Below are 25,362 nucleotides of genomic sequence, written 5' to 3' on the forward strand. Positions count from 1 at the left end.
TTCATGTTGCCAGTAGTGCTGCGGAGTCCATTAGAAATGTCACGAACCGAATCTGCCGAAGAGAGATGGCAGAATAGCATGCTCACAAAATGCGTCCAACTGTTGATGCCCTTGTGATGTTTGTCAGATTGATGTTCGTGAACCAATTTTTTGAAAATGTTCCGATCTACGAGTCCCAAAATCTGAGAGAATACGTTTATATTTACCATGGCGATGGATCAATTTTGGCGAAATAAATATAGCATTCCCTGCTATATAAATCCACCGCCATTTTTTCCCTCGTTTAGGACGCTACTGATAAATAACCAAAAAATACCTTTTTTTGCGTGCTTTTATTGCCTTAAAGTTTATTTTGTATTTATAATGTCTCATTGGTTAATAATTAGGTAAACATTCAGTTACCAAAAGTTATTGGGTTCTTAATAATTTCTTAAATCTGTGAAGGTAGCTTTGCCGCTAGTATTAACCCACGATTCAATGAAATTATTTAACAAAACTAAACTGTTCCTATCAGTTTTTTTACTTGCCGGGTTTTCAATGTCCAATACTCATTCTTATGCCAAGGATATGTTCTATATCCAAAACTTACAAGAGATTAGGGGCTTGGTTACTGACGAATTATCCAATCCTATCCGGGGGGCAAGTGTAAAGAATTTAACAACCGGAATATCCACTCAAACAGATGAAAATGGTTTCTTTTCCTTAACCATGCAAATGGGCGAATCTATTCAAATCAGTTCCATGGGATTTGATTCTCAAATTTTTATTTACGATCAACAAGAGAAATTTGTCCTTTCATCCAATTCTTCAAATCTCGACGAAATAATTGTTGTTGGATATGGTACACAGAAGAAGGTAAATCTTTCTGGTGCTGTAGATTATATTAGCGGCAAACAGTTAGAAAGTCGACCAATAAATAATGTTGGCCAAGGTCTTCAAGGTATGGTTCCGAACTTGAATGTTCAGTTCAATTCAGGCGCTCCAGGGGAAGCTGCCAAAATCAACATTCGCGGTATTACCTCTATTAATGGTGGTGATCCTTTGATTTTAGTCGATAACGTTCCGATTACATCTGAACAGTTAAATCGTATTGCTCCCCAGGATATCGAGTCCTTTTCTGTAATAAAAGATGCTTCAGCAGCAGCTATTTATGGGGCAAGGGCTTCTTTTGGTGTAATATTGATTACAACAAAATCAGGTAAAGGTGATTTAAAGATCAATTATAGCAACAACTTTACTTTTAATACCCCAACTGTAATTCCAGATAAAATTACTGATCCCTATATTTTTTCAAGGTTGTTGGAAACCTCTACCGATAATACTCCATGGGATAATGTGAACTTCTCTGAGCAATATTATCAATATGCTAAAGAAAGGTCTGACAATCCTAATTTACCAGATGTTAGGGTTGACCCTAGTAATCCAAAGCAATGGGAATATATGGGAAATAGAGATTGGACACGCTATTTTATGTCAGATTGGAACAACTCAAGCAATCATGATATTTCCATTTCTGGATCCAGTGATAAAGTGAGTTATTACCTAAGTTCAGGCTACAATAGACAAAACTCTCCAATAAAAATTGCTGACGATTATTTCGACCGTTATAATGTGCGTTCTAAGGTGAATTACAGAATCAATGATTATATTTCTGTTGGCAACAATACTATCTTGGGGCTGAATGAACGAGTGACACCGTCTCAAGTTGAAATGTCGGAGATATTCCATGTGTTTCCTACTAGTGTGCTGAAAAACCCGGATGGATCTTGGGCGTATTCTGATGTCCAAAGAAATGTTGGAGCAGGAAGAATTGCTGCAAAAATGGTTGATGGTGGTCAAAGTAGAACGAAATTTCAAGACCTTCAATCAACATTTAATGCTGAATTGAGATTGTTTGACAATAAATTCAGAATTAATGCAGATTATACCTTCCAAAGAAATTCTATTAATTACAATTGGTATACTACAAAATATAAGATTGGTTATGGACCTGATGATATTAGGGAAGAAGGAGAATCAAATGCATATAGGCAAGCTGGATTTTCTTATTATAACATTTACAATATCTTCGGTACATATAATCAAACTTTTGATAAGCATCAAGTAACAGCTGTTTTAGGTTTCAACCAAGAAGACTTCCGAGAAGAGAAATATCATGCTGAGAAAAAAGGTTTGATTTCCGATCTTTTCCCAACCATTGCCTTGGCTACAGGTGCTTCAGATGTTGGTGAAAGAATTGATAAATATGCATTAAGAGGTGCATTCTACCGCTTAAACTATATTTACGATGATAAGTATATCGTTGAATTCAATGGTCGTTATGATGGCTCTTCTAGGTTCCCTAAAGATAGCCGATTCGGATTTTTCCCTTCTGGATCAGTGGCTTGGTTATTAAACAAAGAAAATTTCCTTTCAGAAGTTAATTGGTTAAGTCAGTTTAAGATTAGAGCCTCATATGGTGACCTCGGCAACCAATCTGTTACAAACTTTGGTTATTTCCCAACAATGCAACCTTATATTTCTGGTTACTTGATTGATGGAAAATTAACTCCTTCCATCAAATCCCCTGGGTTGGTTTCCAATAATTATACATGGGAAAAAGTAAGGACCTATAACTTAGGTTTTGATTTTGGTATTCTTCAAAATAAACTGAGCGGTTCATTTGATATTTATCGTAGGAATACATTGGGCATGTTGACTTATGGCCGAGAATTACCTAAGATTTTAGGTGTTCAGGAGCCAAATGAAAATGCTGCCGACTTGGCAACCAATGGTTGGGAATTAAGTTTGAGCTATAATGACTCAAAAGAAATTTCAGGCTCTATGTTGAACTTTGGAGCGCGATTTATGTTGTTTGACTCTTATTCAAAAATCACCAAATTTGACAACCCAAACAAAAGAATAACCCAATTCTATGAAGGAATGAGAATGGGTGAAATATGGGGGCTTGAAAGTGATGGGTTGTTCAAGGATGCCGAAGAAATCAGTAAACTGGATCAAACGTCAATAATTCCTTGGGGCGCATTGTCTATAGTTCCGGGTTGGCCAAAATTTGTTGACCAAGATAAAAATGGCAAGATTGAAAAAGGTTATGAACTCGGAAATACCAAAGACCTTAAAGTGATTGGAAATTCAACTCCACGATTTAATTTCGGGTTGGATATGAATGCTAGTTGGAAAGGATTTGATATCAGAGCATTCTTCCAAGGAATAGGTAAAAGGGATTACTATCCTTTAGATTACCTTTATTGGGGTGTTTACCAACAACCATATGGAAATATCTACACGCACTTATTGGATTTCTATCGACCTACAAGTGATTCTGAAGCTGATAGGGCAAAACATTCAGCTTCATACTTGGCACTTGGCTTGGCAGATCAAAACCTTGACGCTAAATATCCTATTTTACAATCTTGGCTTGCAGATTTGAACTTAGGAACTAGAGTGGATCAATCTCAAGGGGCTGCAATTCCGCAGACAAGGTATCTTTTGAATGCAGCATACTTACGATTCAAAAACTTGACCATCGGTTATACCCTTCCAAATTCCTGGGTTGAAAAAGCGAAAGTGAAAAACTTCAGAATTTATGTAAGTGCAGAAAACTTGATGGAATGGTCTGCCGTGAAACGTTATTTCGATCCTGAGGTGTTAAACATTAATACCTATACCGATCCTAACAAAACAAGAAGACGTGAGGGTAATGGAGTGATGTATCCATTTCAACGAAGTTTTTCAGCAGGTCTACAGTTAAATTTTTAAAACAATGAAACAGTATATAAAACTTGGAATATTATCAATCTCCTTATTTTCACTGGGAGCTTGTAATGATGATTATTTGGACAGAATGCCTGAAACAACTGTTCAAAAAGAAAATTTCTTCAAAAGTGAATCCGACTTAGAAATGTATGTCCTAAATCTATATAGATTTCAAGACAATGGTTTTTATGAATCTGATGCAACTACTGACAATGCAAGTACAACAGGCAATAAAGAAATCAAGAATATCATGTTGGGAAATGTCAGTGCGGCTACAGTGAATGGCGGTTGGACTTGGGGAGACTTAAGAGATATTAATTTCATGTTGGCGAATATGTCCAATGCAAAAATTTCTGAACAGAAACTGAAACATTACGAAGGTTTAGCAAGATATTTCCGTGCTAAATTCTATGTAGACAAGGTTCAGCGCTTTTCAGATGTGCCTTGGGTTGATAAAGTAGTAGATGTATCGGATGAAGCAACCCTCATGGGCAAACGTGATCCAAGAACTACAGTTGTCGATAAGATCATGGAGGACTTTAAATTCGCTGTTGAGAATGTTGAAGAGGTAAAGGTGCCTGGAAAGGTAAATAAGTGGGTAATTGCTCAAGATTATAGTCGATTTGCGTTATATGAAGGTACTTATAGGAAATATCACTCTTACCTGAATTTGCAGAACACCGCGAATACATTTTTGGAAGTAGCTTATAAACAAGCAGAAGACATTATGAATAAAGGTGGTTATTCCATTCATAACACAGGAAATGTGGAGTCTGATTATGCATCTTTGTACAATAGCGAAACCTTGGAGACTAATAAGGAGGTGATTCTTGGACGGTTCTACGCAAATAACATTATCAATAGATCAGATTGGCCAGGAATGTTCGGGAATTATGAATACTACCCATTAAGGGATCTAGTTCAGAGCTATTTAATGAAGGATGGTACTCCATTTACCAATAATTCAGCATATGAAAAACTTTCCTTTGTGGATGAATTTAAAAATAGAGATCCGCGTTTAGCACAAACTTATGCTGCCCCTGGATGGGAATTAGTATATGTAAGTACTTATTCACAAGGCCCTGGAGTATACGTCCAACAATTGAGCAAGAATTTTTCAGGATATCATCAAATCAAGGGATTCTTGAATACCATGGTTCAGGAGAAGAGGTTCAATACTGATATTCCGCTTTATAGATATGCAGAAGTTTTATTGAATTTTGCTGAAGCTAAGGCAGAATTAGGTATCTTGAATAATCAAACAGACTTGGACAAATCTATTAACCTTCTAAGAAAAAGAGCGGGAATGCCTGATATGACGTTGAATCCACCATTAGATTCTAAGCTTGCTAAAGACTTTCAAGTTTCGGGTGCAAACCAAAGCTTGATATTAGAGATAAGAAGAGAACGCCGTGTTGAATTAGCATTTGAAGGTTTTCGCTTCAATGATTTAATGAGATGGAAAGCTGGAAAGTTATTAGAGAAAAAACCGCAAGGTATCTATTTTAGTGGCCTGGGAAATCATGATGTAACTGGAGATGGGATAGCTGATATTAAGTTAATTGCACACGATCAATCTATTCCGGAAGTTAGAGAAAAAAATAGTTTAGGAGTTACCCTCCGATATTATAAAGTGGGGGTATTTGGTCAGGATGTGTCAGTATTCTTAAGTGAAGGAAATAAAGGATTTGTAGATGTTGTAGATAAGGTAGGACAATTTGAAGAGCCTAAATACTATTATCGTCCTATTCCACAGAATGACGTTAACCTAAATAATTCTTTAAAACAAATTTTTGACTGGTAAACAACTAAACCTCATATATGAAAAATCTATGTTTATTAATTGTCTTCTCAGTTTTATGTAGCAATTTATTTGCGCAAACCAATCCAGTAAAAAAAGCAATTGTAATTATTGTTGATGGGATTCCTGCAGATATGATTGAAAGGGTGAATACACCAAATATTGATGCTGTAAGCAAAGTGGGAGGGTATACTAGAGCTACAATGGGAGGAGAGAAGGGCGGATATTCTCAGACACCTACGATTTCTGCGGTCTGTTATACAAGTATGATTACTGGAACTTGGGGAAATAAACACAATGTGTGGAACAATGACCTGGAAGATCCAAATTATAACTATTGGACTATGTTCAGGTTTCTAAAGAACCATCAGCCAGATAAAAAGATTGGGATATATTCTACTTGGTTGGATAATAGAACCAAATTGGTAGGAGAAGGTTTGCCCCAAACCAATAATCTTAAGTTTGATGTTCATTTTGATGGTTATGAAATCGATACTGTTCGTTTTCCGCATGATAAAATGACAACCTATATCAGTAAGATTGATGAAGAGGTTGTCAAGGAAGCAACTGGAAATCTTAGGGAATTTGCACCTGACTTTAGCTGGGTTTATCTTCAATATACAGATAATACAGGGCATATATATGGTGACGGTGAAGGGATGATAGATGCTATTGAAAAAGCTGATAGGCAAGTTGGAGAATTATTCTCAGCCATTAAATTCAGAGAACAATATTTCAATGAGGATTGGATGTTTGTTGTAATTACTGATCATGGCCGCGATGTGGCTACTGGAAAAAATCACGGTGGCCAAACAGATCGTGAAAGAACGATTTGGATTTCTACCAATAAGAAGGATTTGAATCAGCAGTTTTATGCACATACTCCAGAAATCGTTGATATCTTGCCCTCTATTGCTAGACATTTAGATGTAAAGATTGAAAAAGAACAATTATATGAACTTGACGGAGTGCCTTTTGTAGGTGAAGTATCTATTGCCCATCCAAAAGCCAAAATTGAAGAAGATAAACTTCAAGTATCTTGGACAAGTTTTGCCAACGATGGAAAGGTAAAAATTTCTGTCTCTCCTACAAATCACTTTAATAAAAGTGGTGTAGAGAAAAAAGATGAATATGTGTATCTAACTGAGTTCAATCAAGCTGACGGGAAAGGTGAGATTACGCTTCCAAAAGAATTAAAGAATAGTAAGTTCTTAAAAGTTATATTGGAAGGTCAACACAATGTCCTAAACCGTTGGATAATCAGATAAGAAAAAAAAAGTATATAAAAAATAAGATGAAAGTGCCTCAAGAAATTGAGGCATTTTTTATTTTTTCTACTCCAATCAATTACACCATTCGAACCTTCAATAAATCCATCCAAAGAAATCGCTAAATCTAAAATTACCTTTCGCGTAGTTTATAGTCATTTTAGAAACAAAAAAGGATTTAATTGACCCTCTTTCTTACACTGTCTGGATTTACCTTTATCGTACTGTCCGCTTTAATCTGATAGGTATTATCTGGTTTTGTCTTAATTGTACTATCCGGTTTGCTCTTAATAGTATTATTTGGATTAGCAACTTTGGAACTATCTGTTTTTACATTTGTTTTTGGAACCGTATTAGTCCCCTTGTTAGTTTCTGAGGTTGATTCTGTCGTTTCTTGGAAATCCTCATCATCAGTAATTTGGGTGCTGCTTCCATTTTCAGGATTTTTCTGGTCTGGAACTGTCGTTCCTTTCGTTCTCTTCCGATTAAGCATATCTTCTACAGATTTCGGTCGGTCCTCAGGTTTCCACAGAAAACCAGGCAATACCTCTATTTCTTGCGTTACTAATCTGAAAGGATAAACTTTCTGGTCTACCTTGCGAATAGAAACATAATCGTTTATTTTTTTACCATCCATCCTTATCTTGATCCGGCTTGCCCGATCATGGAACATCTCGGTGATTTTATTCGTCTTTTCATTGGTGCTAAATACTAAATTCTCAGCATTGCCGTCCACATAGAGTCTATCAATGTTATTATTAGCAAAAAACGCCGTAATTTTTCGGCCTTTTAACTGATTGAATTTGACCGTATCCAAAACTGCATTGACCATAAATGCATTGTTCTTTAACAAGGCGTTATCCATCTTGTTATTCTTGATTTGCATAAAAATGGTATCTGCATTTATTTGTGAACCATCCGACCATATCATAGGTGATCCCATAAATCTGAACATCGAATCCACCATGCCATAATACACTGAGTCAGCAACTGCCTGTAGATCAGATTTGAAAACCCTAACATTATAATATGCTTTTACGATTCTTGTTCTGGCAGTATCAGCGTAGATTTCTGTAGAATCCTTCAATAAGGTGTCTGTTGATTGTGCAACTTTCAGGGCATTGCTGATCAAACTGTCCTGTTCTCTTCCTGTAGGCATTACCGCATTTTTCCTTAACACGCTGTCAGCCTTTGTGGTTTCCTGAATAGAGGCTGTCTCAACAGCTTTTGGCTTAATAGGAGCTGATGCTTTCTTTTTGGCAGGGGTTTTAGGAGCTGTTTTTATAACAGGGGATTCCTTCGACGCAGATTCCAATTTCTTCAATGGGCTCGCAGTAGAATCTGCCACTGCTGTTGAATCATCTGTGCCAAATAACTCTACTTCTTCAGTATCACCATAATCGACCTCAGTTGTGTCCTCTAGCTGGCCACCGTCGCGATCTAGTTTAAGGTCTAAGGGCCTGTAGTCTCGTACAAATATCACTTTTGAATATAACGTATCGGCAGTCATGTATGCCGTATCAACTTTCGTTGTTTTCTGTATAGGTGGAGGAGCGACTAAACTATCAGCATCTGCTGGTTTAATTCCTGCAAGCTGTTGTTCCTTAAGCTTTTCTTTTTCTATTTTTTCAGCTTCCTTCCGTTCCTTTTCTTCAGCCTTTTCAATTCTTCGCAATTCGCGCCTACTGAGTTGTTCTCTATTCACAGTGTCTACTTGTACACTGTCTTGGCTATTATCGGTGGAATCTGTCTGAACAACATATTTGATTAAGGGTTTCTCAGTCATTAGAATAGACTGATCTGCTTCCAAATATTTTCCATATTCTCCACTGGCATAGAATTTATCCAATGTGTCCACGAAAATTACATTTCTAAAAGCCTCACCAATTCCTTTATTTCGATCATAAAATAAACTGTCACCTTTTAAGAATCGGCTTCCTTCTGTATATAAGTTGTTTTTGTTGAATTTCGCAACCCCAAATTCCGTATTATAAGTTCCCTTTTCAGTATAAAGCTTTTCACCTCCACGACCATTTATTGTGGTTGGTCCAAAAAAGAATGCATCTCTATACATGGTATTATACTGCATTGTATCCGTATAGATAATCGTATTGACATTCCTGACGACTACTTTATTGTTAAAATAGGCATCTTTGGTAGTCTCGAAATAATAAGCTTTTTGCGAAGTAATGGTGTCGCCTTGTCCAATAATTCTCCCGCCCCCAGTATAAGTACCCTGTTGGCTCCGCAAGTTATAGGTAAGGTAGTTCGTAGTGAGCGTACTTTGGTTATCCACCATTTTGACGTTCTTTGTTAAAATAGCATGTTGTGTAGATGCATTGTAGTGTAGGTGTGTGCCTTGGATTACAGTACCTGATGGTTGTGTGATAACAATGTGACCATGAGCTTCAAAGAACTCATTTCCAGCTTCATCTTTATACAAATCACCACTATCTGCGGCCAAGGTAGAGCCTTTGTGCTCATACACTGCATTATAACTTCTTAAAATCTTTTGATCGATAAATCTACTGCTAGATGAAGATACCAAACGCATAGGGGCATTATCCGCTGATTCAACGGGAGTAAACTCATCTTGTCCATAGGTAGACAAGCATATCATGCTTATTAATAATAACAATAAGTATCTCACAAGCGCAAAAATATAGAATTAATTAGCAAAAATTTGTTAAACAATAAATTTTAATGCCTCTGACTTAAGATTATTTATAATCTGTAATTTTGGACTATGTCAATTCAGGAAAGATTAAAGCACTACATCGAAAATAAACAGCTTTTTGCTAAAGAAAATAAAGTCCTTTTGGCCGTTAGCGGAGGAAAGGATTCTATGTTGATGGCCAGGTTGTTACATGATATGGAGCAGAGTTGCATCATCGCTCATTGCAATTTCCAATTAAGAGGTCAAGAATCTGATAAGGACGAAGAATTGGTACGTCAGTATGCCAGTGAATTGGGATTTCCTGTGTTCGTTAAAAGATTTGAAACAGAGACGTTTGCGACTATAAATAAAGTTTCCATTCAAATGGCAGCAAGAGAGTTGCGATATGACTGGTTTGAAGAGTTAAGAAGTAATCAGCATTGTGATGTCATTGCTATCGCCCAACATGCTAATGACCATTTAGAAACAATGCTCCTTAATTTGACGAGATCAACCGGAATCCAAGGTTTGACAGGGATTCAGCCCAGACGCGGTAAATTGATCAGGCCTTTACTATTTCTAAATTCAGAAGAAATCGCTAAGGAGGTTGCTAAATTAAATGTGCCATATAGAGATGATCAATCCAATTTCTCTACAAAATATGCTCGAAACAAAATTCGATTAGAGATAATTCCAAAATTTAAGGAAATACAACCCGATTTCGAATCGATCCTAGAACAGAATATCCAACATTTCAATGAAAGTCATCAGTTTATTAAAAAGCAAGTAGATGCAATCAGGAAGTCTTTATTCCTAGAAGATGAGGGCACTGTAAAAATTAATGTTGACTCTATCAAGCCATATATTGAAGATCATTACTTATTATTTGAACTATTCAAGCCTTATCAATTTCAGAGGAATGTCTTAGAGGATCTGAGTTCTGTAATTGACAATCCAATGGGACAGGTATTCGAATCCGACACCCACAAATTATTGCTTGACAGATCATACTTAATCCTACAGGAAAAAGGTAAAAATGAATTCACCGAAATAACGATTGATAACATAAACACTGTTGTAAATCTGGGTTCTAAATCCTTTAGCATGAATGAAGAAAAGAATGCAGAATTAAAACCTGATAAATTTTCCGCAAAAGTTGACTTTGACAAATTGGCATTCCCCTTGGTATTAAGGCCATGGAAAATAGGAGATAGCTTTAAACCATTGGGTATGGAGGGGTCAAAAAAAATAAGTGATTTTTTCATCCAACATAAATTGAATCGATTTGAGAAAGATGCGGTGCCGATTTTGGTCAATGCTAATGATGAAGTAATCTGGATTGTTGGTATGAGGTTAGATAATCGCTATAAAGTGACAGAAAATACAAAGAAAGTACTTACTTTAGTGTATAAATAGCAAATATGGACGAACAAATCTTATTTCAGGAAAAACAATACCTAGGTAGAGACTGGACTTGGATCAGCGTAAGATTAATCTTAGCCTTGTTCTGCTTTGTTGCTTATTACATTAACTGGGAGCATGTCGTTTCTCAACAATTGTTTTTTATAGTCGGAGTAGGCATATTGCTAGTTTCTATTATCATGTTGTATATGGTAAGCTATAGGACAACAGTGACAAAAACCCATGTTATTTTAAGTGGTCTATGGACAACGAGTTTAGTGAAAATCGACTTAAACTCTATCAAGCATATCGAAAAGAAGAGATACTCCAATTTCTTTTTTAACAACCCGGTTTATAACCTTCATAAGAATGGGAAAATTAGATTCTATTCTGGTGGCAAGGAAGCATTATGGTTGACGGACAAGGATGGACTTGTGTATGTAATTGGTTCTCAGCATCCTGCCCAGCTCGTGCAGGCAGTCGAAAAAGCCAAAAACGAAAAGTAAAAAAATGTTAACTGAGATTTTCTTGACAATCGACTAAACTTTGCTTTCTTTTATTTGTTAAATTTGGTAAAAAGCAATTGAAATGACATTTATATATTTCCTTATATCAGTAGTAGTATTTTATTACATTTTCAAAATAGGTATGCGCCTACTTATGCCTTTCTTTATGAAGAAAATGGCTGAGAAGATTGTAGGTGGTGCACAAGGTCAATTTGGGAATCAAAGAACAAATCAACAAAACTATAATGATCCTTTTTCGCAGTTCAAACAACAACAGCATCGCCCTGATGGAAAAGTACGAGTAGAATATACTCCACCAAAACAGGAGAACAAAAGAAAAGGAACAGAAACAGCTGGTGAGTTTATTGATTTTGAAGAAGTAAAATAAAGCTTAGCCCAACGAAAAAGCATATCTTTGCCTTGCTATGTGGCTGAAACATCTATCCGTATTAAATTTCAAGAACTATACAGATTCTTCTTTAGATTTCCTCCCAGAAACTAATGCCTTCACCGGGCAGAATGGTTCCGGGAAGACTAATCTATTGGATGCCATCCATTACCTTTCCTTATGTAAATCGTATTTTAATCCCATCGATTCTCAGCATATCAAAAAAGGAGAGGATTGGTTTATGGTTCAAGGTCAATTCGACAAAGAGCTGATCCAAGATGCTGTATCCTGTAGCATAAAGAGAAATCAGAAGAAACAATTTAAAAAGAACAAAAAAGAATACGGAAGATTGGCAGATCATATTGGACAATTTCCACTTGTTATGATCTCACCTAATGATACCTTTATCATAATGGAGGGGAGTGAAGAACGTCGGAAATTTGTTGATAACGTGATTTCCCAAACTGATAATCAATATCTGGACATCCTTATAGCGTATAATCGCCTTCTCCTTCATAGAAATACGGTATTAAAAAATATCCGGGAGACTGGAGTATTTGACAAAGGCCTGCTGGAGGTGTTGAACCTTCAATTGGTAGAAGCCGGGGAAAGAATCTTCGAGAGAAGGCAAAAATTTATGGAAGAATTTCTTCCTGAATTTCGACGTTATTACCAATTTCTGTCCGATGATGTCGAACAGGTAAATCTTGTTTATGAATCTCAACTCCAAAACCAAGATTTTTTAGAGCTATTGAATAGAAGCCTAGAAAAAGATAGGACCCTTGAAAGGACAACAGTTGGAATTCATAAGGATGATTTACAGTTTTCTATTCATGATGGGATGCCATTAAAGAAATTTGGATCGCAGGGCCAACAAAAATCTTTTCTCATTGCTCTGAAATTGGCGCAGTATGCGTTTCTGAAAAATAGAAAGCAATTCAAACCCCTGTTATTGCTGGATGATATCTTTGATAAATTGGATGATCAAAGAACTAAAAAATTAATGCAGCTAGTTTCTGAAGATGAATTTGGACAGATCTTCCTTACTGATACGGACTCCATTAGGATTAGGAGAATTTTTCAAGAAATAGGAAAACCAATTCGTATATTTGACATACAAGGAGGTCAGGTAAATGGCGAAGTATAATGATGATGCATTTAGGAGAAGTGACGATGTAACCATCAAACAAGCAATGGAGAAATTATTGGATGTCTATAGACTTAGACGAAAGTTTGATGAAACATCTATTCTTACTGCTTGGCCTGAACTGATTGGGCCTGCAATTGCCAACCGAACCCAACAAATCTATATTAAGGATAAAAAATTATTTGTTCGTGTAGAGTCTGCAGTCATTAAAAATGAACTTGCCATGATGCGTAGACAAATAATTGGACGTGTGAATGAATACGTTGGTAAGGTGGTAATAGAAGAGTTTGTGATACTATAGTTCTTTTATTCTTACAGCCTTATGAAATACTACCTTTCTGCAATGGTAGGGTTTATCATTTGGGGAACATTTGCCCTGGTGTTAAAACCTCTCGCTGCCTACGGTGCTCTTGACATTCTTATTCATCGCGTACTCTTTGCCTCAGTTTGTATTTTTTTGGCCTGTTTCCTCTTCAGAAGAAAACAAACATTTGCCAGTATTAAATACCTCAGGTCAACTTCCAACAAGGAAAGAATCCAACTTGCCGTAAATATTTTAGCCAGTGCTCTGCTGCTGGGGATGAATTGGTTTCTATTTATCTATGTAATGAATGCAGTAAGTGTCAACGCAACTTCTTTGGCCTATCTCATTTGTCCAATTCTAACAACGGTACTAGCAAGTATATTCTTAAATGAGCGACTGAATAAGGGGCAATGGTTAGCAGTTGGCCTTAGTGTTGTCGCCTGTTTGATCATGGCTTATGGACATTTTATTGACTTATTTTATAGTTTTATTATTGCCCTATCATACGCCGCTTACTTAGTTTTGCAAAAGAATAAATTCAAAATTGATAAGTTCTTTACTTTGACCATTCATATAATTGTGGCAACTATTATCTTATTGCCCATTTTATCTGTTATTGATACATCAGTTCCCAAAACCGATCAATTTTATGTCTTAATATTAGTTATTGCCATTGCTTATACCATTATTCCATTGTTCTTGAATATTTATGCCTTGAAAGGTTTAGACTCTTCAGTGGTCGGGATATTGTTATATATCAATCCAATAATCAGTTTCTTTCTAGCAATTCTATATTATAAGGAACCAATTAATTTGCCACAAATCTTCGCTTTTGCCTTAATATTTTTGGCAGTTATTATTTTTAATGTTGCTTATATTTATCAAAGAAGAAGGCAAACTGTTCTTAAACCTGATGTTCATGAACTTTAAACAGCAGTTATTCCAAATGTTCGAGGTCTCAGATGACCAAGCTGAATTAATTATTTCGAAGTTTGTTCCAGAGGTATTGAACAAGAATGAATCTTTCTTAATAGAAGGGAAGTCTTGCAACCGCTTGAGCTTTATTGAGTCAGGTGTTTTCAGAGTTTTTAAGTTGACAGAATCCAAAGAAGTAACACAATGGATGGGAGGGGAAGGATATTTTATTACAGACTTGGCCTCTTTCTTTTTTGATGCTTCTGCAAATTGGTCCATTGAAGCACTGACTCCAGCTAAAATTTGGACATTAAATAAATCTGATTATTTGGAAATACAGGATCAGATCCCAAACTGGAATGTCCTTGAAAAGAGATTTATTGCCAAATGTTTTATGGTGTTAGAACAACGTGTATTTGATTTTATTGCATTGTCTGCAGAAGAACGCTATCTAAAATATTTCGAGAACAACAAATTTCTCTTCAACCAAGTTCCACTACAATATATTGCATCCGTGTTGGGAATGAGCCCAGAAACATTGAGCAGAATCCGAAATAAATTATCTTCTTGACAAATGTCAAGTGGTTCTAGCTTCTGTCAATATACCTTTGATATATGAAAGAACTAATAGAATCACAGATAATAATTAATGCACCAGCAGCAGCTGTATGGAAGGTATTAGTGGATTTTAATGCTTACCCAATGTGGAGTCCGACCATTAAAGAGTTTTATGGAAATCCAACTGTCGGTGAAAGAACTAAGGTGTTGTTGAGCCAACCTGGAGAAACTAGCATGAAAATGAATCCTGTTTTTTTAAAGATTGATTCAAATAAGGAATTGAGATGGAAAGGGAGCCTATTGATGAATGGAATATTCGATGGGGAGCATTATTTTATCTTAAAACCTATTTCAGATAGTGAGACCATTTTAATTCAAGGAGAAATGTTTTCAGGAATATTAGTTCCATTCTTTAAAAAAATGATCCATGGCAATACAAAAAAAGGTTTCGAAATCTTCAATGCAGCTCTAAAAGATAGATTAGAGTCTAGACTATAGGTATTGGTCTAGATCTCCTTTTCCTTCACGGATAACTTCAAAGTCACCAGAAGTAAGGTCTACAACAGTAGAAGCTACATTGTCACCATAGCCACCATCGATTACTAAGTCTACCTTGTCCTCATATTTCTCATAGATTAGTTCAGGGTCTGTTGAGTATTCAATGATTTCATCCTCGTCATGAATGGAAGTTGTAACAATAGGATTGCCCAATTCCTTTACTATTTCTCGGACAATATTGTTGTCAGGAACCCGGATACCTACAGTTTTCTTTTTTGAAGACAGTAGTTTGGGAACTTGAGAACTGGCATTGAAAATAAAAGTGAAAGGTCCAGGCAATGCTTTCTTCAAAACCCTGAATACTGCAGTGTCAAATGGTTTTGTGTATTGCGAAATATCCGTTAGATCATAACAGATAAAGGATAAGTTCGCTTTGTCTGGCTTCAACCCTCTAATGGCATACACACGCTCTATTGCCTTTTGATTTGTAATATCACAGCCCATTCCATATACGGTATCTGTCGGGTAAATGATTACTCCACCTTTCTTCAAAACCTCAACAGCTTCTTCGATAGCCTTAGGATTCGGGTTGTCATTATAAATTTTTAATAGCATATGCCTATTTTATTTTCTTGTTCAATATTACTTAAACAAAAACCGCCAAAATAAAGTTTGTTTTGACGGTTTTTAAATATTTTGTTTTTATTAAAACTCTGCGTTGTTTGGAGTCCTAGGGAAAGGAATCACGTCACGTATATTGGTCATTCCTGTCGTGAACAGTACCAAACGTTCAAAACCAACTCCAAAGCCCGAGTGAGGGACAGATCCAAATCGACGTGTATCTAGGAACCATTCCATTTCTTCCGTCGGGATACCAACTTCACCCATCCTCGTTACTAATTTTTCAAGGTTCTCTTCACGTTGTGAACCACCCACCATTTCACCAATACCAGGGAAAAGAATGTCCATAGCGCGAACAGTTTGTCTGCCGTTCTCATCTACAGGATTCTGTTTCATATAGAAAGATTTGATCTCTCTAGGGTAATCAGTTAAGATAACAGGTTTTTTGAAGTGCTTTTCAACTAAGAAGCGTTCATGTTCTGACTGTAGGTCAGCACCCCAACCTTCGATCAAATATTTGAATTGTTTCTTTTGATTAGGCTTGCTCTTCATCAAGATATCTATAGCCTCCGTATAAGTAACTCTTTCGAAGTTATTGTCGATTACAAAATTCAATTTCTCAATCAGGTTCAACTCTGATCGTTCTGCTTGAGGTTTTGATTTTTCCTCTTCCAATAGGCGGTTTTTCAAGAACTCGATTTCTTCAGGACAAGTGTCCAAAGCATAGCGAATAACGTATTTCAACAGGTCTTCTGCCAAATCCATGTTGTCCTCAAGCTCATAGAAAGCCATTTCTGGTTCTATCATCCAAAATTCCGCCAAGTGACGTGTAGTATTGGAGTTCTCAGCTCTAAAAGTAGGGCCGAAAGTATAGATGTTTCCGAAAGCTAATGCAGCTAACTCACCTTCCAATTGTCCTGATACAGTTAAGTTTGTCGACTTGCCGAAGAAATCCTCTTTGAAGTCGATTTCTCCACTCTCAGTACGAGGAACATTATTCAGATCCAAGGTGGTTACTCGGAACATTTCACCAGCACCTTCAGCATCAGAACCCGTAATGATAGGGGTATGCATATAAACAAAGTCGCGCTCATTGAAAAACTTGTTTACAGCAAACGCCAATGCATTGCGAACCTTGAAAATAGCATTGAACGTTCCTGTACGGAAACGCAAGTGTGCAATTTCACGTAAGAACTCTAAGCTGTGCTTCTTTGGCTGCAATGGAAACTTCTCAGGGTCAGAATCTCCGATAATGGAAACCTCAGTAGCCTTTACTTCTACTTTTTGACCCTTTCCAAGTGATTCTACTAAATTACCTTTAACACGGACAGCAGCTCCAGTTGTTATTCTTTTCAAAACCTCATCAGGAGTGTTTTCAAAATCAATGACTGCTTGAATATTATTGATTGAAGACCCGTCATTGATAGCTATAAATTGATTGTTACGGAAGGTACGAACCCAACCCTTAACGATAACTTCCTTTCCGAAATCTTCTGATTTTAATAATTCTTTTATTCGTGTATGTTCCATTTTGTAGAAAATAATATTTAATGGTCGCCTAATAGGCTTACAAAAATAGCCAAATAATTGACTTATGGTCTATTTTACCCAGCCTTTTTCAATAACTTCTTTAGCATGATAAGTCAAGATGGATGTTGCACCTGCTCTTTTGAAACTCATCAACGTTTCCAATATAACTTGCTCACTTAACCAACCATTGGCGATAGCTGCCTTCAGCATGGCATATTCTCCCGAAACGTTGTATGCAGCGATTGGCAGGTCAAAATTATCTGCCAATAATCTGATGACGTCAAGATATGGTAGTCCTGGTTTAACCATTAAGAAGTCTGCACCTTCTTGGGTGTCCAACTGTGCCTCAATCAATGCCTCTTTACTGTTCGCTGGATTCATCTGGTACGTTTTTTTGTCCCCTTTTTTAGGTGCTGAACCCAAGGCATCACGGAATGGACCATAAAATGCAGAGGCATATTTTGCAGTGTAAGACATTAGCGAAACATTGCTGAATCCATTTTCATCAAGGATATTGCGTAAGTAACCGATTCTTCCATCCATCATATCTGAAGGAGCGATAATATCAGCACCACTTTCTGCATGGGCCAATGCCATTTTGCCTAATACCTCCAAAGTTTCATCATTTAATATTTCCCCGTTTTCAACGATACCATCATGGCCATCAGAGCTGTATGGATCCATGGCAACATCTGTAACTACACATGCTTCAGGGAAGTGTTTTTTCACAGCTTCTATAGCGCGCAAATATAATGTGCCTTTACGGTAGCTTTCGGTAGCATATTTGTCTTTCAAAGACTCTTCTACTGCAGGGAATAAGTCAAAGGCCTGCAAGCCAATATTCATACAGCTCTCTACTTCACGAAGTAAATTGTCAACAGAATAACGGTAAATACCAGGCATGGAGGATACTTCAACTTTTTGATTTTCTCCATCTACAATAAACAATGGAAAAATCAAGTTTGCAGCAAAAACATGATTCTCTTGAATCATATCACGAACTACTGCTGATTTCCTGTTTCTTCTAGGACGGTGTAACATGTTTTTATAATTTATGTAAGAACGAAGGGGGATAATTCCCCCTTTGCTATATGTATAATATTAATAATCTAATCCGAATATGGCTTCTGCAAGTCCGATTTCGTCTGGAGTATAAGGAAGCGTATATTTTAATCCTAGGGCTTCAATGGCCTTGGCAGTTGAATGCCCGATACAAATGATCTTTTGGTCAGGATCCGCTAGGTTCTCCCTAAAATAAGCCTCAACATTACTAGGACTCGTGAAAATCATCACTTGTGCATTCGTTTTGTTGACTTCTTCTTCAATTACCGTCTCGTATATCGGCATATCGATGACCTTTGTGTTTTCCGTTAAAGCTTTTTGGATAGTCTGTAAAGAACCCTCCGCTCTAGGAATTAGGACGGTTTGGCCATCTACTAATTTGGCAAATTCCTTCGCTATTCCTTCTGTGTCAATACCTAAATTGTCCCCAGAAAAATCTGCAACACGATTGTATTTTCGTAAACTATCTTCCGATCCTCTTCCTAAAACAGCGATTTTTGTCTTCTTCAAGATCCAAGGTTCCAATTTAAAGAAATGCTCAATAGCATTTTTTGAATTAAAGAATATCCAATCAGCACGCTTCAGAATAAATGAATCCAATTTATTTATGGTAGGGAAGATGCGTATTAAAGAGCGGTCATCCACTTGGATATTGTGTTTCTTCAAGAATCTTGCTAGGTATGAATTTTCAGCAAGATCACGAGTGATAAAAACAGATGATGGTAATTTTCTGTCTTTTTGGAACTTTGAGAAAATCTTTTCTGCCATTCCCTCCGTTGTTTCCGACTGTAAGAATACGCGGTCTGGAAAATCCTCATTGGTATCAGCGATGGAGGTCCATGATTGGTAAACCCCATCCTTTTTGCGACAATAACTTCCAAGCGGAGCATGGCAGCCACCATCAAATAAATTCAAAACTTTTCTTTCCACCGAGATCGCTTGGGCAACCTCCGGATCATGGATCTTTTGTAAGATGTCAAATAGTTCCTTGTCTGACTCACGGATTTGAATAGCTAATACCCCCTGCGCTGGCGCTGGAATTATTTCAACCGGAGGGATCTCTTCCAAATGGAAATCTGAAAGGTCCATGTTGATCCTTGCAATCCCTGCTTTTGCTAATACAATAGCATCATACTTCTCATCACGTAATTTCTGAACACGTGTTTGAAGGTTACCGCGAAGGTCCTCAAATTCTAAATCTGTACGAAGTGATAATAGTTGAGCTTTTCTTCTGTTGGATGATGTACCAACCGTTGCATTGTGTTTTAATGAAAGTCTTTTGGTGATATCCACGCAATCTTTGTGGATAATCAATAATTCAGAAGGATCTTCACGGTCAGAAACTGCTGCAATAATTAATCCTGGAGGATTTACTGTAGGTAGGTCCTTATGAGAGTGAACCGCTAAGTCAATTTGACCAGACAACAACTCTTCTTCCAATTCTTTGGTAAAAAAACCCTTGCCTTCTAGTTTGTCAAGTCGGAGATGTTGGATAATGTCCCCTTGGGTTTTAATAATTTTCAGTTCGGCTTCTACTGATATTTCAGCTAATCGGTCCTTTACAAAATTTGCTTGCCATAGGGCTAACTCACTGCCACGGGTACCGATAATTAGTTTTCTGTTCACGTTCAAAGATTTACAAATGAATATTACGCAGGCAAATTTACAGAAATAGCCTTTTAATTCTGAATTTTAAACCCAGAATCGGTAATATTTTAAGAAAATTTAATATTAATTGCTTTCAGATTCGGCAGATTTTACCAAGATCTCCTTCGCCATAACCATAGGAACTTTGATGTATTTCTTCTCCATATAGTTAATGACTTTGTTCAACACTTCGCGAGCTGCAGGATCCAATTGTTCAACCTCATTCGCAAAAACCTCGGACAATGCCATTGCTTTAATCTCTTTGATCTTTTCAGGAACTTCCTTCATCGCAACCTCAACACGACGTTGCTTCAAAATAGGCAAGAATTCCTTGATGTTCTGCTCGATGATTTTTTCAGCATTTTCAAGCTCTGAATATCGCTCTTGAATGTTTTTCTCTGCAATTTGCTGCAAACTGCTAACCTCAATGTAATGAATTGGGTGTTTCGCAATTACTGCTGCATCGATGTCGTTGGGAATAGCTAAGTCAACAATTACTTTTTTGTCATCCTCACCATTTAACAAAGATTCATATAGATCTTCGTGGATAATGGCTTCAGGTGCACCAGTGCAGGTAATCATTACATCAAAGCCTTTTTTGTAATTCTTCAGTTCACTCAACGGATAAACTTGTGCTTGCAGCTCTTCTGCCAACGGCTGAGCATTAGCAACGGTCCTGTTGAATATCGTGAAGTTGCTGTATTTATGCTTTTTAAGGTATTTTGCTAAGTTTTGGTTGGTCTCACCTGAACCAATAACCAGGATTCTAGGGTTTTCCTGTAATTTAACTTCGCGCAATTTACGGTATGCTAAAGATACTACCGAAATGGGATTGCGAGAAATATTGGTGTATGTATAAACCTCTTTTGCAGTCTTAACCAAACGGTCCATCATCAAACGCAAGAAATCTCCTGTGAATCCCGCAGCTTTACAACGATCGTAAGCGCGACGGATCTGTGCCAAAATTTCTTTCTCACCCACAACCAAACTTTCCATCGAACAGGAAGTGCGGAATAGGTGATTCAACGCATCTAGACCAGAATATCTGTTGACCTGACCTAAATAACATTGCATACGCTCTGCAGGAACGCAGAAATTCATGCTGTCCAAGAACTGCACCACAAAATCATCGTTCAATTCGTGCGAACCATAAAAAACAAACTCCACACGGTTGCATGTACCAATGTAGAATATCTCAGGAATGTCTAAATTGTTTTTAAGGTTAATAAGGCGACTATCCAACTCCTCATTGCATATTACCAGATTCCCCAAATCCTTTAGATCAACATGTTTATGGGTAAACGCTATAACTTTTAAATTCTTCAAAGCCTTATTATTTCTCCAATAATTTTGTACTTGCAAATGTAGACTAAAACAGTGTTGATATTGTCAAGAATGTGTCAATAGAACGAATTTAGAACGATTATAAATAATGTTAAAATAATGTTAAAACAGTGATAATTAAATGCTTACAATTCAATTTGAGATTTTACTGTGATGACAATCATTTCTTTTATCAGTAATAAATGACACAAATTACAGTTTGTACTTGTCGGTTTGATACAAAATCTTGCAAAAACAGTTGCTATTATCTATAAAAACCCTTTTTTAACTTTTCTAATTGGACGCTAATTCTCATCTTTGGTTAATATTTAATTTCATGAGAAGCTTAAACAAACCATTAGCATTATTGGGATTTTTTGTAGTGTTTATTTCTACGATTTTTTGCCCATTTCTGAAAGTCCCACTTCAAGCAAACTGGAATCTTTACCAAGTAGATACCGCCTTGTTTATGATCACAAACGGAATATTGGGCCTTTGTGTTCTCTTGTTTTTTATGAGGAAACTTTCCGGCTTCCGTATCGCAGCACTAGCACTCATTGCTTGGATAATTCTTTCATTTATTCTAGTATATTTCCAAATCAACAATTACGTTGGGTTTAAATTTTTAGATGGTTTATTGTCTAAAACACTGAATATAAAATGGGGATGGGCAGTATTGTTGGCCGGAGCCATCATGATTTTGTTTTCTGTTGGAAAAGGAAAAAAAGTAGGAGAATAAAAGATTCTAAAAAGGCTCAATAAAATTGAGCCTTAATTTTTTAAAAATGTTTTCTGGCCACTTATCGAGGCCTATGCGAAATAAAATGCTGCTTTAATTTATCTAAACCTATATTCTCTTCAATTTTATCCAACTCAAACAGCCAAGCTTTTTCTGGCAATACCTCAGAGTTCTCTTTTGAATTGATAAGATCCAATGGTTTTACTTTAATTGTCTTTTCAATGGCTGGAAATGAATTGTGCTGTCTTCTAGATGTTCTTAAAATTTGAAACTCCAAATTCGGCCATTTGTTGATAGCAGCAAAATTTCCCGTATATATTTGGTTGTATTCCCTCGCCGGTACGATATTGGCAAAGATACCTGTTCTTTTGTTGCCGATAGATTCTGTAACAGAAACCATGAGCTCAAAAGAAGTTTCATTAACGATAAAGAACTTAACTAACCCATCTTTTTGTTCTCCGGTTAATGCAAGGAATATCCCTTTTTCAATAAATTTTCCGGTTTGCGCAATAGTTGTTGGTTCTTCATCTTCTTCCATGCGCATATTTCCATGCACTAATGTAATCTTGTCGAGCATAACAGGAATTTCAAATCCTGTATCATCCGTTACTCCAACTAAGCCATTTTGCAAAAAAGCCGTAATATGACCTTCAATAGGCTCATCAACAAATCTTACTAAATCTCCTATTTTAAAATTCATCTTATACTTTCAATAATGTTAACAAAGTTCTGTATATCCCTTAAATCATTATAAAGGTGTATTCCAATTCGAATACCAGTACCTCTAGGGAAGCATTTAATACCGCTGTTTATCAAATTTGGATATAATTCTGGATTGATTTGAACATTGATCAATGAGGACTTAACCTCTCTTTCTGCAATATAAGGCAAAATTAAATCTCGTTCCAAGAGCAATTTGTAAGCTTCATTTTTCACAGTTGTAACATGTTCTTTGATATTGTCTAATCCTAAATTCTCCAAAAACAACAATCCTTGTTGCAATGTCCCATGACTTAAAGTATCTTGATGACCAGGTTCAAAAAAGGTGTCCAATAAACTTTTATCCTTCCACATCGCAACTTGAGGTAGAGGGATATCCAACCTTAATTCCTCCAGCCAAGATTTGAAATCATCGCTCAGCATCATAAACCCATTCCCAAAACCTGATAACAACCACTTATAGCCAGAACCTCCCAAAGCATCAATGCCAGAAGTTTCAAAATTAAAAGGTTCGGTTCCTAAATACTGAGTTCCATCGGCTATGATCAGTAGGTTAGGATAAGTTGATTTTATTTCTTTTATAAAATTAAGGTCAATCATCAAGCCGCTGATATACTGAACAATACTGAAAATTAAAACATCTGGTTTTTGCTTTTCGATTGCATTTAACAAATCTTTCTCAACTTCCGCAGTAAAGGGTGCCACGGAATGTTGTAGTTTTCTGTTTACGATTGGGTATTGAAGGGAGGGGTATTCATCTTCAAGCACTAGATAAGAAAGATTTTCTGGAAGAAGGTCGATTAGTGTAGAATAGCCAAATGAAAAGTTGGGAGTCAAAAAAGTGTTATTTTTATTAGCTCCAAAAAAAGAGGCTACGGTAGATTTTACTCCGTCAATAAACTCAGGTTGTTTATCGCGCAATTCTCCATTGGTTTCAAAGAAATCATCTTCCCATTTCTTTCTCCAATTAAGACTGCTCTTCGGCAAAAGACCATTTCCTGGAGTATTAAGATAGATGATATCATTAGGAATGTTAAAATGTTCTTTGAAAGTCATATGGTATAGATTGTTGTGTGTGAAGTATTGACAAATATTCTTCTTGTGGAATTAATTCTGCCCCCATTTTTGTCAAGTGCTCTGAAGGTATTTGGCAATCTATCAATGATAGACCAAAGTTCTTGGCAAGATGGACAAGAGCAATTTTAGATGCGTTCGAAACCTTCGAGAACATGCTCTCTCCACAGAAAACCTTGCCAATTTGAACGCCATATAATCCCCCAACTAATTCTTCTCCTTGCCATACCTCTACACTATGTGCATATCCAGCCTCATGTAAACGGTTGTAGGCATCTTGCATATCAGAAACTATCCATGTTCCATCTTGGTCTTTTCTAGAAATCACAGCACAGTTTTTTATAACAGAAGAAAAATCCTTGTCGATCGTAACTTGAAATTTATTGGATCTGAGAACTTGTTTTAAGCTTTTAGATATCCTGATTTTTGCCGGGGAAAGGACAAATCGTTCAAGTGGAGCATACCATAAAATCGGACTATCCTCATTGTACCAAGGAAAGATGCCGTTTTCATATGCGAGTAACAATCTTTCAATACTCAGATCACCTCCTACAGCCAACAAACCATCCTCATCAGCAAGAGAGGGATGTGGGAAAACTAACTCGTTTTCATCCAATAAATAATACATGGTAATATTACCTAATCAGGTTGTCTAGGTTCTTTGCTGATTTCATCAAAAATCTTGTCCATATGCTCAACATATTCATTGGTATCATCTAAGAAGAATTCCAACTGTGGAACGATACGAGCTTGATTTTTTATGCGTGTACCCAATTTATAGCGAATTTCGTTGGTTTTAGCCTTGATACTGTCCATGTCCGCTTTGGCAGTTTTGGTGTTCAAGAAACTCAAATAAACCCTTGCAATCGCTAAATCAGGAGTAACACGTACCCTGGTAACGGTAATAAAAGCCCCAGGAGCCCAAGAATTGCCCTCACGCTGAAACATCTCAGCAAGATCTTGTTGAATTACTCCAGCAAATCGTTGTTGTCTTTTACTTTCTGTTCCCATCTTTTGATATGTGTATGAAAAGTTGAATTACTCTTCCTTAATACAAATATAAGGGTTTTCAATGAATGGACAATTCTAGACTTTTAAAGTATGAACTTAATACATGGCCTTCCTAAAACATATAATGTTGCGGAAACCCGATTTTATAAACAAAAAAAAGACTTGTCGTGGGCATGGTGACAAGTCTTTAATCAAAATTAGTTTATAATTGGATAGAATAATTCTTTCAAAGTTTTAAGACTTTTCGGTCTATCATGTTTAGTAATTTGTAGCTGGTTATTAGCCGTGAGTACAAGCTCACTTTTAATTTTTTCATTCCCCTTTACATCACAAACATAGAGGTTTAATTACGTTGCTACAAGAGGTATTTTAAAAAAAAGTAAGTGATTACTTAATTCACATTGTGTTAATGCACACGATTGAGTTGATGAATTATT

23 protein-coding genes are annotated in these 25,362 nt (G+C 36.6%); 12 read left to right on the forward strand and 11 right to left on the reverse strand.

Annotation, left to right across the window (positions count from 1 at the left end; translation table 11 throughout):
• On the reverse strand, positions 1–209 hold a 209-nt coding region (locus CRT24_RS14395; RefSeq protein WP_218962599.1), incomplete at its 3' end, for a DUF4372 domain-containing protein.
• A gap of 268 nt (positions 210–477) precedes the next feature.
• Between CRT24_RS14395 and CRT24_RS14400 the strand changes: the two genes are divergently transcribed.
• Genes CRT24_RS14400 through CRT24_RS14410 form a run of 3 tightly spaced genes read left to right on the forward strand, consistent with a single transcriptional unit; the run spans position 478 to position 6,825 of the window.
• Positions 478–3,759 (forward strand): TonB-dependent receptor, encoded by a 3,282-nt coding sequence (locus CRT24_RS14400; RefSeq protein ID WP_099371917.1) that lies wholly within the window; start codon positions 478–480, stop codon positions 3,757–3,759.
• 4 nt (positions 3,760–3,763) lie between these two features.
• Positions 3,764–5,560, forward strand: a complete 1,797-nt coding sequence (locus CRT24_RS14405; RefSeq protein ID WP_099371918.1) for a RagB/SusD family nutrient uptake outer membrane protein — start codon at positions 3,764–3,766, stop codon at positions 5,558–5,560.
• Positions 5,561–5,577: 17 nt separating this feature from the next.
• Positions 5,578–6,825, forward strand: a complete 1,248-nt coding sequence (locus CRT24_RS14410; protein WP_099371919.1) for an alkaline phosphatase family protein — start codon at positions 5,578–5,580, stop codon at positions 6,823–6,825.
• A gap of 178 nt (positions 6,826–7,003) precedes the next feature.
• Here the strand turns inward: CRT24_RS14410 and CRT24_RS14420 are convergent, their stop codons facing one another.
• Positions 7,004–9,475, reverse strand: a complete 2,472-nt coding sequence (locus tag CRT24_RS14420; protein ID WP_257214055.1) for an OstA-like protein — start codon at positions 9,473–9,475, stop codon at positions 7,004–7,006.
• 96 nt (positions 9,476–9,571) lie between these two features.
• Here CRT24_RS14420 and tilS point away from each other — a divergent pair, with 96 nt between their 5' ends.
• The 8 genes from tilS (at position 9,572) to CRT24_RS14460 (ending at position 15,198) form a co-directional block, all read left to right on the forward strand.
• Positions 9,572–10,897, forward strand: a complete 1,326-nt coding sequence (gene tilS / locus CRT24_RS14425; protein WP_099371920.1) for a tRNA lysidine(34) synthetase TilS — start codon at positions 9,572–9,574, stop codon at positions 10,895–10,897.
• Positions 10,898–10,902: 5 nt separating this feature from the next.
• Complete coding sequence (locus CRT24_RS14430; protein ID WP_180269146.1) at positions 10,903–11,388, forward strand: hypothetical protein; 486 nt, start codon at positions 10,903–10,905, stop codon at positions 11,386–11,388.
• Positions 11,389–11,470: 82 nt separating this feature from the next.
• Positions 11,471–11,776: a DUF4834 family protein gene (locus CRT24_RS14435; protein WP_099371922.1), complete on the forward strand. Its 306-nt coding sequence runs from the start codon at positions 11,471–11,473 to the stop codon at positions 11,774–11,776.
• 37 nt (positions 11,777–11,813) lie between these two features.
• Positions 11,814–12,923, forward strand: a complete 1,110-nt coding sequence (locus tag CRT24_RS14440) for a DNA replication/repair protein RecF (RefSeq protein ID WP_099371923.1) — start codon at positions 11,814–11,816, stop codon at positions 12,921–12,923.
• The gene (locus CRT24_RS14445) at positions 12,910–13,224 is read left to right on the forward strand and encodes a DUF721 domain-containing protein (protein ID WP_099371924.1); all 315 of its coding nucleotides are present in this window, start codon (positions 12,910–12,912) and stop codon (positions 13,222–13,224) included. The genes CRT24_RS14440 and CRT24_RS14445 overlap by 14 nt, the downstream gene beginning before the upstream one ends.
• A gap of 21 nt (positions 13,225–13,245) precedes the next feature.
• Positions 13,246–14,157, forward strand: a complete 912-nt coding sequence (locus CRT24_RS14450) for an EamA family transporter (protein ID WP_099371925.1) — start codon at positions 13,246–13,248, stop codon at positions 14,155–14,157.
• Positions 14,147–14,713 (forward strand): Crp/Fnr family transcriptional regulator, encoded by a 567-nt coding sequence (locus CRT24_RS14455; protein ID WP_099372125.1) that lies wholly within the window; start codon positions 14,147–14,149, stop codon positions 14,711–14,713. The genes CRT24_RS14450 and CRT24_RS14455 overlap by 11 nt, the downstream gene beginning before the upstream one ends.
• 44 nt (positions 14,714–14,757) lie before the next feature.
• Entirely contained in the window at positions 14,758–15,198 is a 441-nt protein-coding gene (locus CRT24_RS14460; RefSeq protein ID WP_099371926.1) for an SRPBCC domain-containing protein, read from the forward strand.
• Here CRT24_RS14460 and CRT24_RS14465 read toward each other — a convergent pair.
• The 5 genes from CRT24_RS14465 to hemA form a co-directional block, all read right to left on the reverse strand.
• A complete protein-coding gene (locus CRT24_RS14465) occupies positions 15,193–15,813 on the reverse strand; it encodes an L-threonylcarbamoyladenylate synthase (protein WP_099371927.1) in 621 nt (206 codons plus the stop codon). The two genes, CRT24_RS14460 and CRT24_RS14465, sit on opposite strands and share 6 nt — an antisense overlap.
• 90 nt (positions 15,814–15,903) lie before the next feature.
• Positions 15,904–17,349, reverse strand: a complete 1,446-nt coding sequence (gene asnS / locus CRT24_RS14470) for an asparagine--tRNA ligase (RefSeq protein ID WP_099371928.1) — start codon at positions 17,347–17,349, stop codon at positions 15,904–15,906.
• Positions 17,350–17,418: 69 nt separating this feature from the next.
• Positions 17,419–18,390: a porphobilinogen synthase gene (gene hemB, locus CRT24_RS14475; RefSeq protein WP_099371929.1), complete on the reverse strand. Its 972-nt coding sequence runs from the start codon at positions 18,388–18,390 to the stop codon at positions 17,419–17,421.
• A gap of 60 nt (positions 18,391–18,450) precedes the next feature.
• Positions 18,451–20,037 (reverse strand): hydroxymethylbilane synthase, encoded by a 1,587-nt coding sequence (gene hemC, locus CRT24_RS14480; protein WP_099371930.1) that lies wholly within the window; start codon positions 20,035–20,037, stop codon positions 18,451–18,453.
• A 105-nt stretch (positions 20,038–20,142) separates the two neighbouring features.
• On the reverse strand, positions 20,143–21,384 hold the full coding sequence (gene hemA / locus CRT24_RS14485) for a glutamyl-tRNA reductase (RefSeq protein WP_099372126.1): 1,242 nt from the start codon (positions 21,382–21,384) through the stop codon (positions 20,143–20,145).
• A 334-nt stretch (positions 21,385–21,718) separates the two neighbouring features.
• On the opposite strand from hemA, the gene CRT24_RS14490 reads away from it, so the two are divergent.
• On the forward strand, positions 21,719–22,120 hold the full coding sequence (locus CRT24_RS14490; RefSeq protein ID WP_099371931.1) for a hypothetical protein: 402 nt from the start codon (positions 21,719–21,721) through the stop codon (positions 22,118–22,120).
• 61 nt (positions 22,121–22,181) lie between these two features.
• On the opposite strand, the gene CRT24_RS14495 is transcribed toward CRT24_RS14490, so the two are convergent.
• Genes CRT24_RS14495 through rbfA form a run of 4 tightly spaced genes read right to left on the reverse strand, consistent with a single transcriptional unit; the run spans position 22,182 to position 24,925 of the window.
• On the reverse strand, positions 22,182–22,820 hold the full coding sequence (locus tag CRT24_RS14495) for a hypothetical protein (RefSeq protein WP_099371932.1): 639 nt from the start codon (positions 22,818–22,820) through the stop codon (positions 22,182–22,184).
• Positions 22,817–23,896, reverse strand: coding sequence for an aminotransferase class V-fold PLP-dependent enzyme (locus CRT24_RS14500; protein WP_099371933.1), 1,080 nt, complete (start codon positions 23,894–23,896; stop codon positions 22,817–22,819). The genes CRT24_RS14495 and CRT24_RS14500 overlap by 4 nt, the downstream gene beginning before the upstream one ends.
• Positions 23,874–24,542, reverse strand: a complete 669-nt coding sequence (gene aat / locus CRT24_RS14505; RefSeq protein ID WP_099371934.1) for a leucyl/phenylalanyl-tRNA--protein transferase — start codon at positions 24,540–24,542, stop codon at positions 23,874–23,876. The genes CRT24_RS14500 and aat overlap by 23 nt, the downstream gene beginning before the upstream one ends.
• A gap of 11 nt (positions 24,543–24,553) precedes the next feature.
• Complete coding sequence (rbfA, locus tag CRT24_RS14510) at positions 24,554–24,925, reverse strand: 30S ribosome-binding factor RbfA (RefSeq protein WP_099371935.1); 372 nt, start codon at positions 24,923–24,925, stop codon at positions 24,554–24,556.
• Positions 24,926–25,362 lie beyond the last annotated feature (437 nt).

This window comes from Sphingobacterium sp. 1.A.5 (assembly GCF_002734235.1).
Lineage (GTDB): Bacteria > Bacteroidota > Bacteroidia > Sphingobacteriales > Sphingobacteriaceae > Sphingobacterium > Sphingobacterium daejeonense.

Bases quoted from the DNA above. Each gene is read 5' to 3' on its own strand.
- CRT24_RS14400 (WP_099371917.1), top strand. From the start codon at position 478: ATGAAATTATTTAACAAAACTAAACTGTTCCTATCAGTTTTTTTACTT.
- CRT24_RS14405 (WP_099371918.1), top strand. From the start codon at position 3,764: ATGAAACAGTATATAAAACTTGGAATATTATCAATCTCCTTATTTTCA.
- CRT24_RS14410 (WP_099371919.1), top strand. From the start codon at position 5,578: ATGAAAAATCTATGTTTATTAATTGTCTTCTCAGTTTTATGTAGCAAT.
- tilS (WP_099371920.1), top strand. From the start codon at position 9,572: ATGTCAATTCAGGAAAGATTAAAGCACTACATCGAAAATAAACAGCTT.
- CRT24_RS14430 (WP_180269146.1), top strand. From the start codon at position 10,903: ATGGACGAACAAATCTTATTTCAGGAAAAACAATACCTAGGTAGAGAC.
- CRT24_RS14435 (WP_099371922.1), top strand. From the start codon at position 11,471: ATGACATTTATATATTTCCTTATATCAGTAGTAGTATTTTATTACATT.
- CRT24_RS14440 (WP_099371923.1), top strand. From the start codon at position 11,814: ATGTGGCTGAAACATCTATCCGTATTAAATTTCAAGAACTATACAGAT.
- CRT24_RS14445 (WP_099371924.1), top strand. From the start codon at position 12,910: ATGGCGAAGTATAATGATGATGCATTTAGGAGAAGTGACGATGTAACC.
- CRT24_RS14450 (WP_099371925.1), top strand. From the start codon at position 13,246: ATGAAATACTACCTTTCTGCAATGGTAGGGTTTATCATTTGGGGAACA.
- CRT24_RS14455 (WP_099372125.1), top strand. From the start codon at position 14,147: ATGAACTTTAAACAGCAGTTATTCCAAATGTTCGAGGTCTCAGATGAC.
- CRT24_RS14460 (WP_099371926.1), top strand. From the start codon at position 14,758: ATGAAAGAACTAATAGAATCACAGATAATAATTAATGCACCAGCAGCA.
- CRT24_RS14465 (WP_099371927.1), bottom strand. From the start codon at position 15,813: ATGCTATTAAAAATTTATAATGACAACCCGAATCCTAAGGCTATCGAA.
- asnS (WP_099371928.1), bottom strand. From the start codon at position 17,349: ATGGAACATACACGAATAAAAGAATTATTAAAATCAGAAGATTTCGGA.
- hemB (WP_099371929.1), bottom strand. From the start codon at position 18,390: ATGTTACACCGTCCTAGAAGAAACAGGAAATCAGCAGTAGTTCGTGAT.
- CRT24_RS14490 (WP_099371931.1), top strand. From the start codon at position 21,719: ATGAGAAGCTTAAACAAACCATTAGCATTATTGGGATTTTTTGTAGTG.
- CRT24_RS14495 (WP_099371932.1), bottom strand. From the start codon at position 22,820: ATGAATTTTAAAATAGGAGATTTAGTAAGATTTGTTGATGAGCCTATT.
- CRT24_RS14500 (WP_099371933.1), bottom strand. From the start codon at position 23,896: ATGACTTTCAAAGAACATTTTAACATTCCTAATGATATCATCTATCTT.
- aat (WP_099371934.1), bottom strand. From the start codon at position 24,542: ATGTATTATTTATTGGATGAAAACGAGTTAGTTTTCCCACATCCCTCT.
- rbfA (WP_099371935.1), bottom strand. From the start codon at position 24,925: ATGGGAACAGAAAGTAAAAGACAACAACGATTTGCTGGAGTAATTCAA.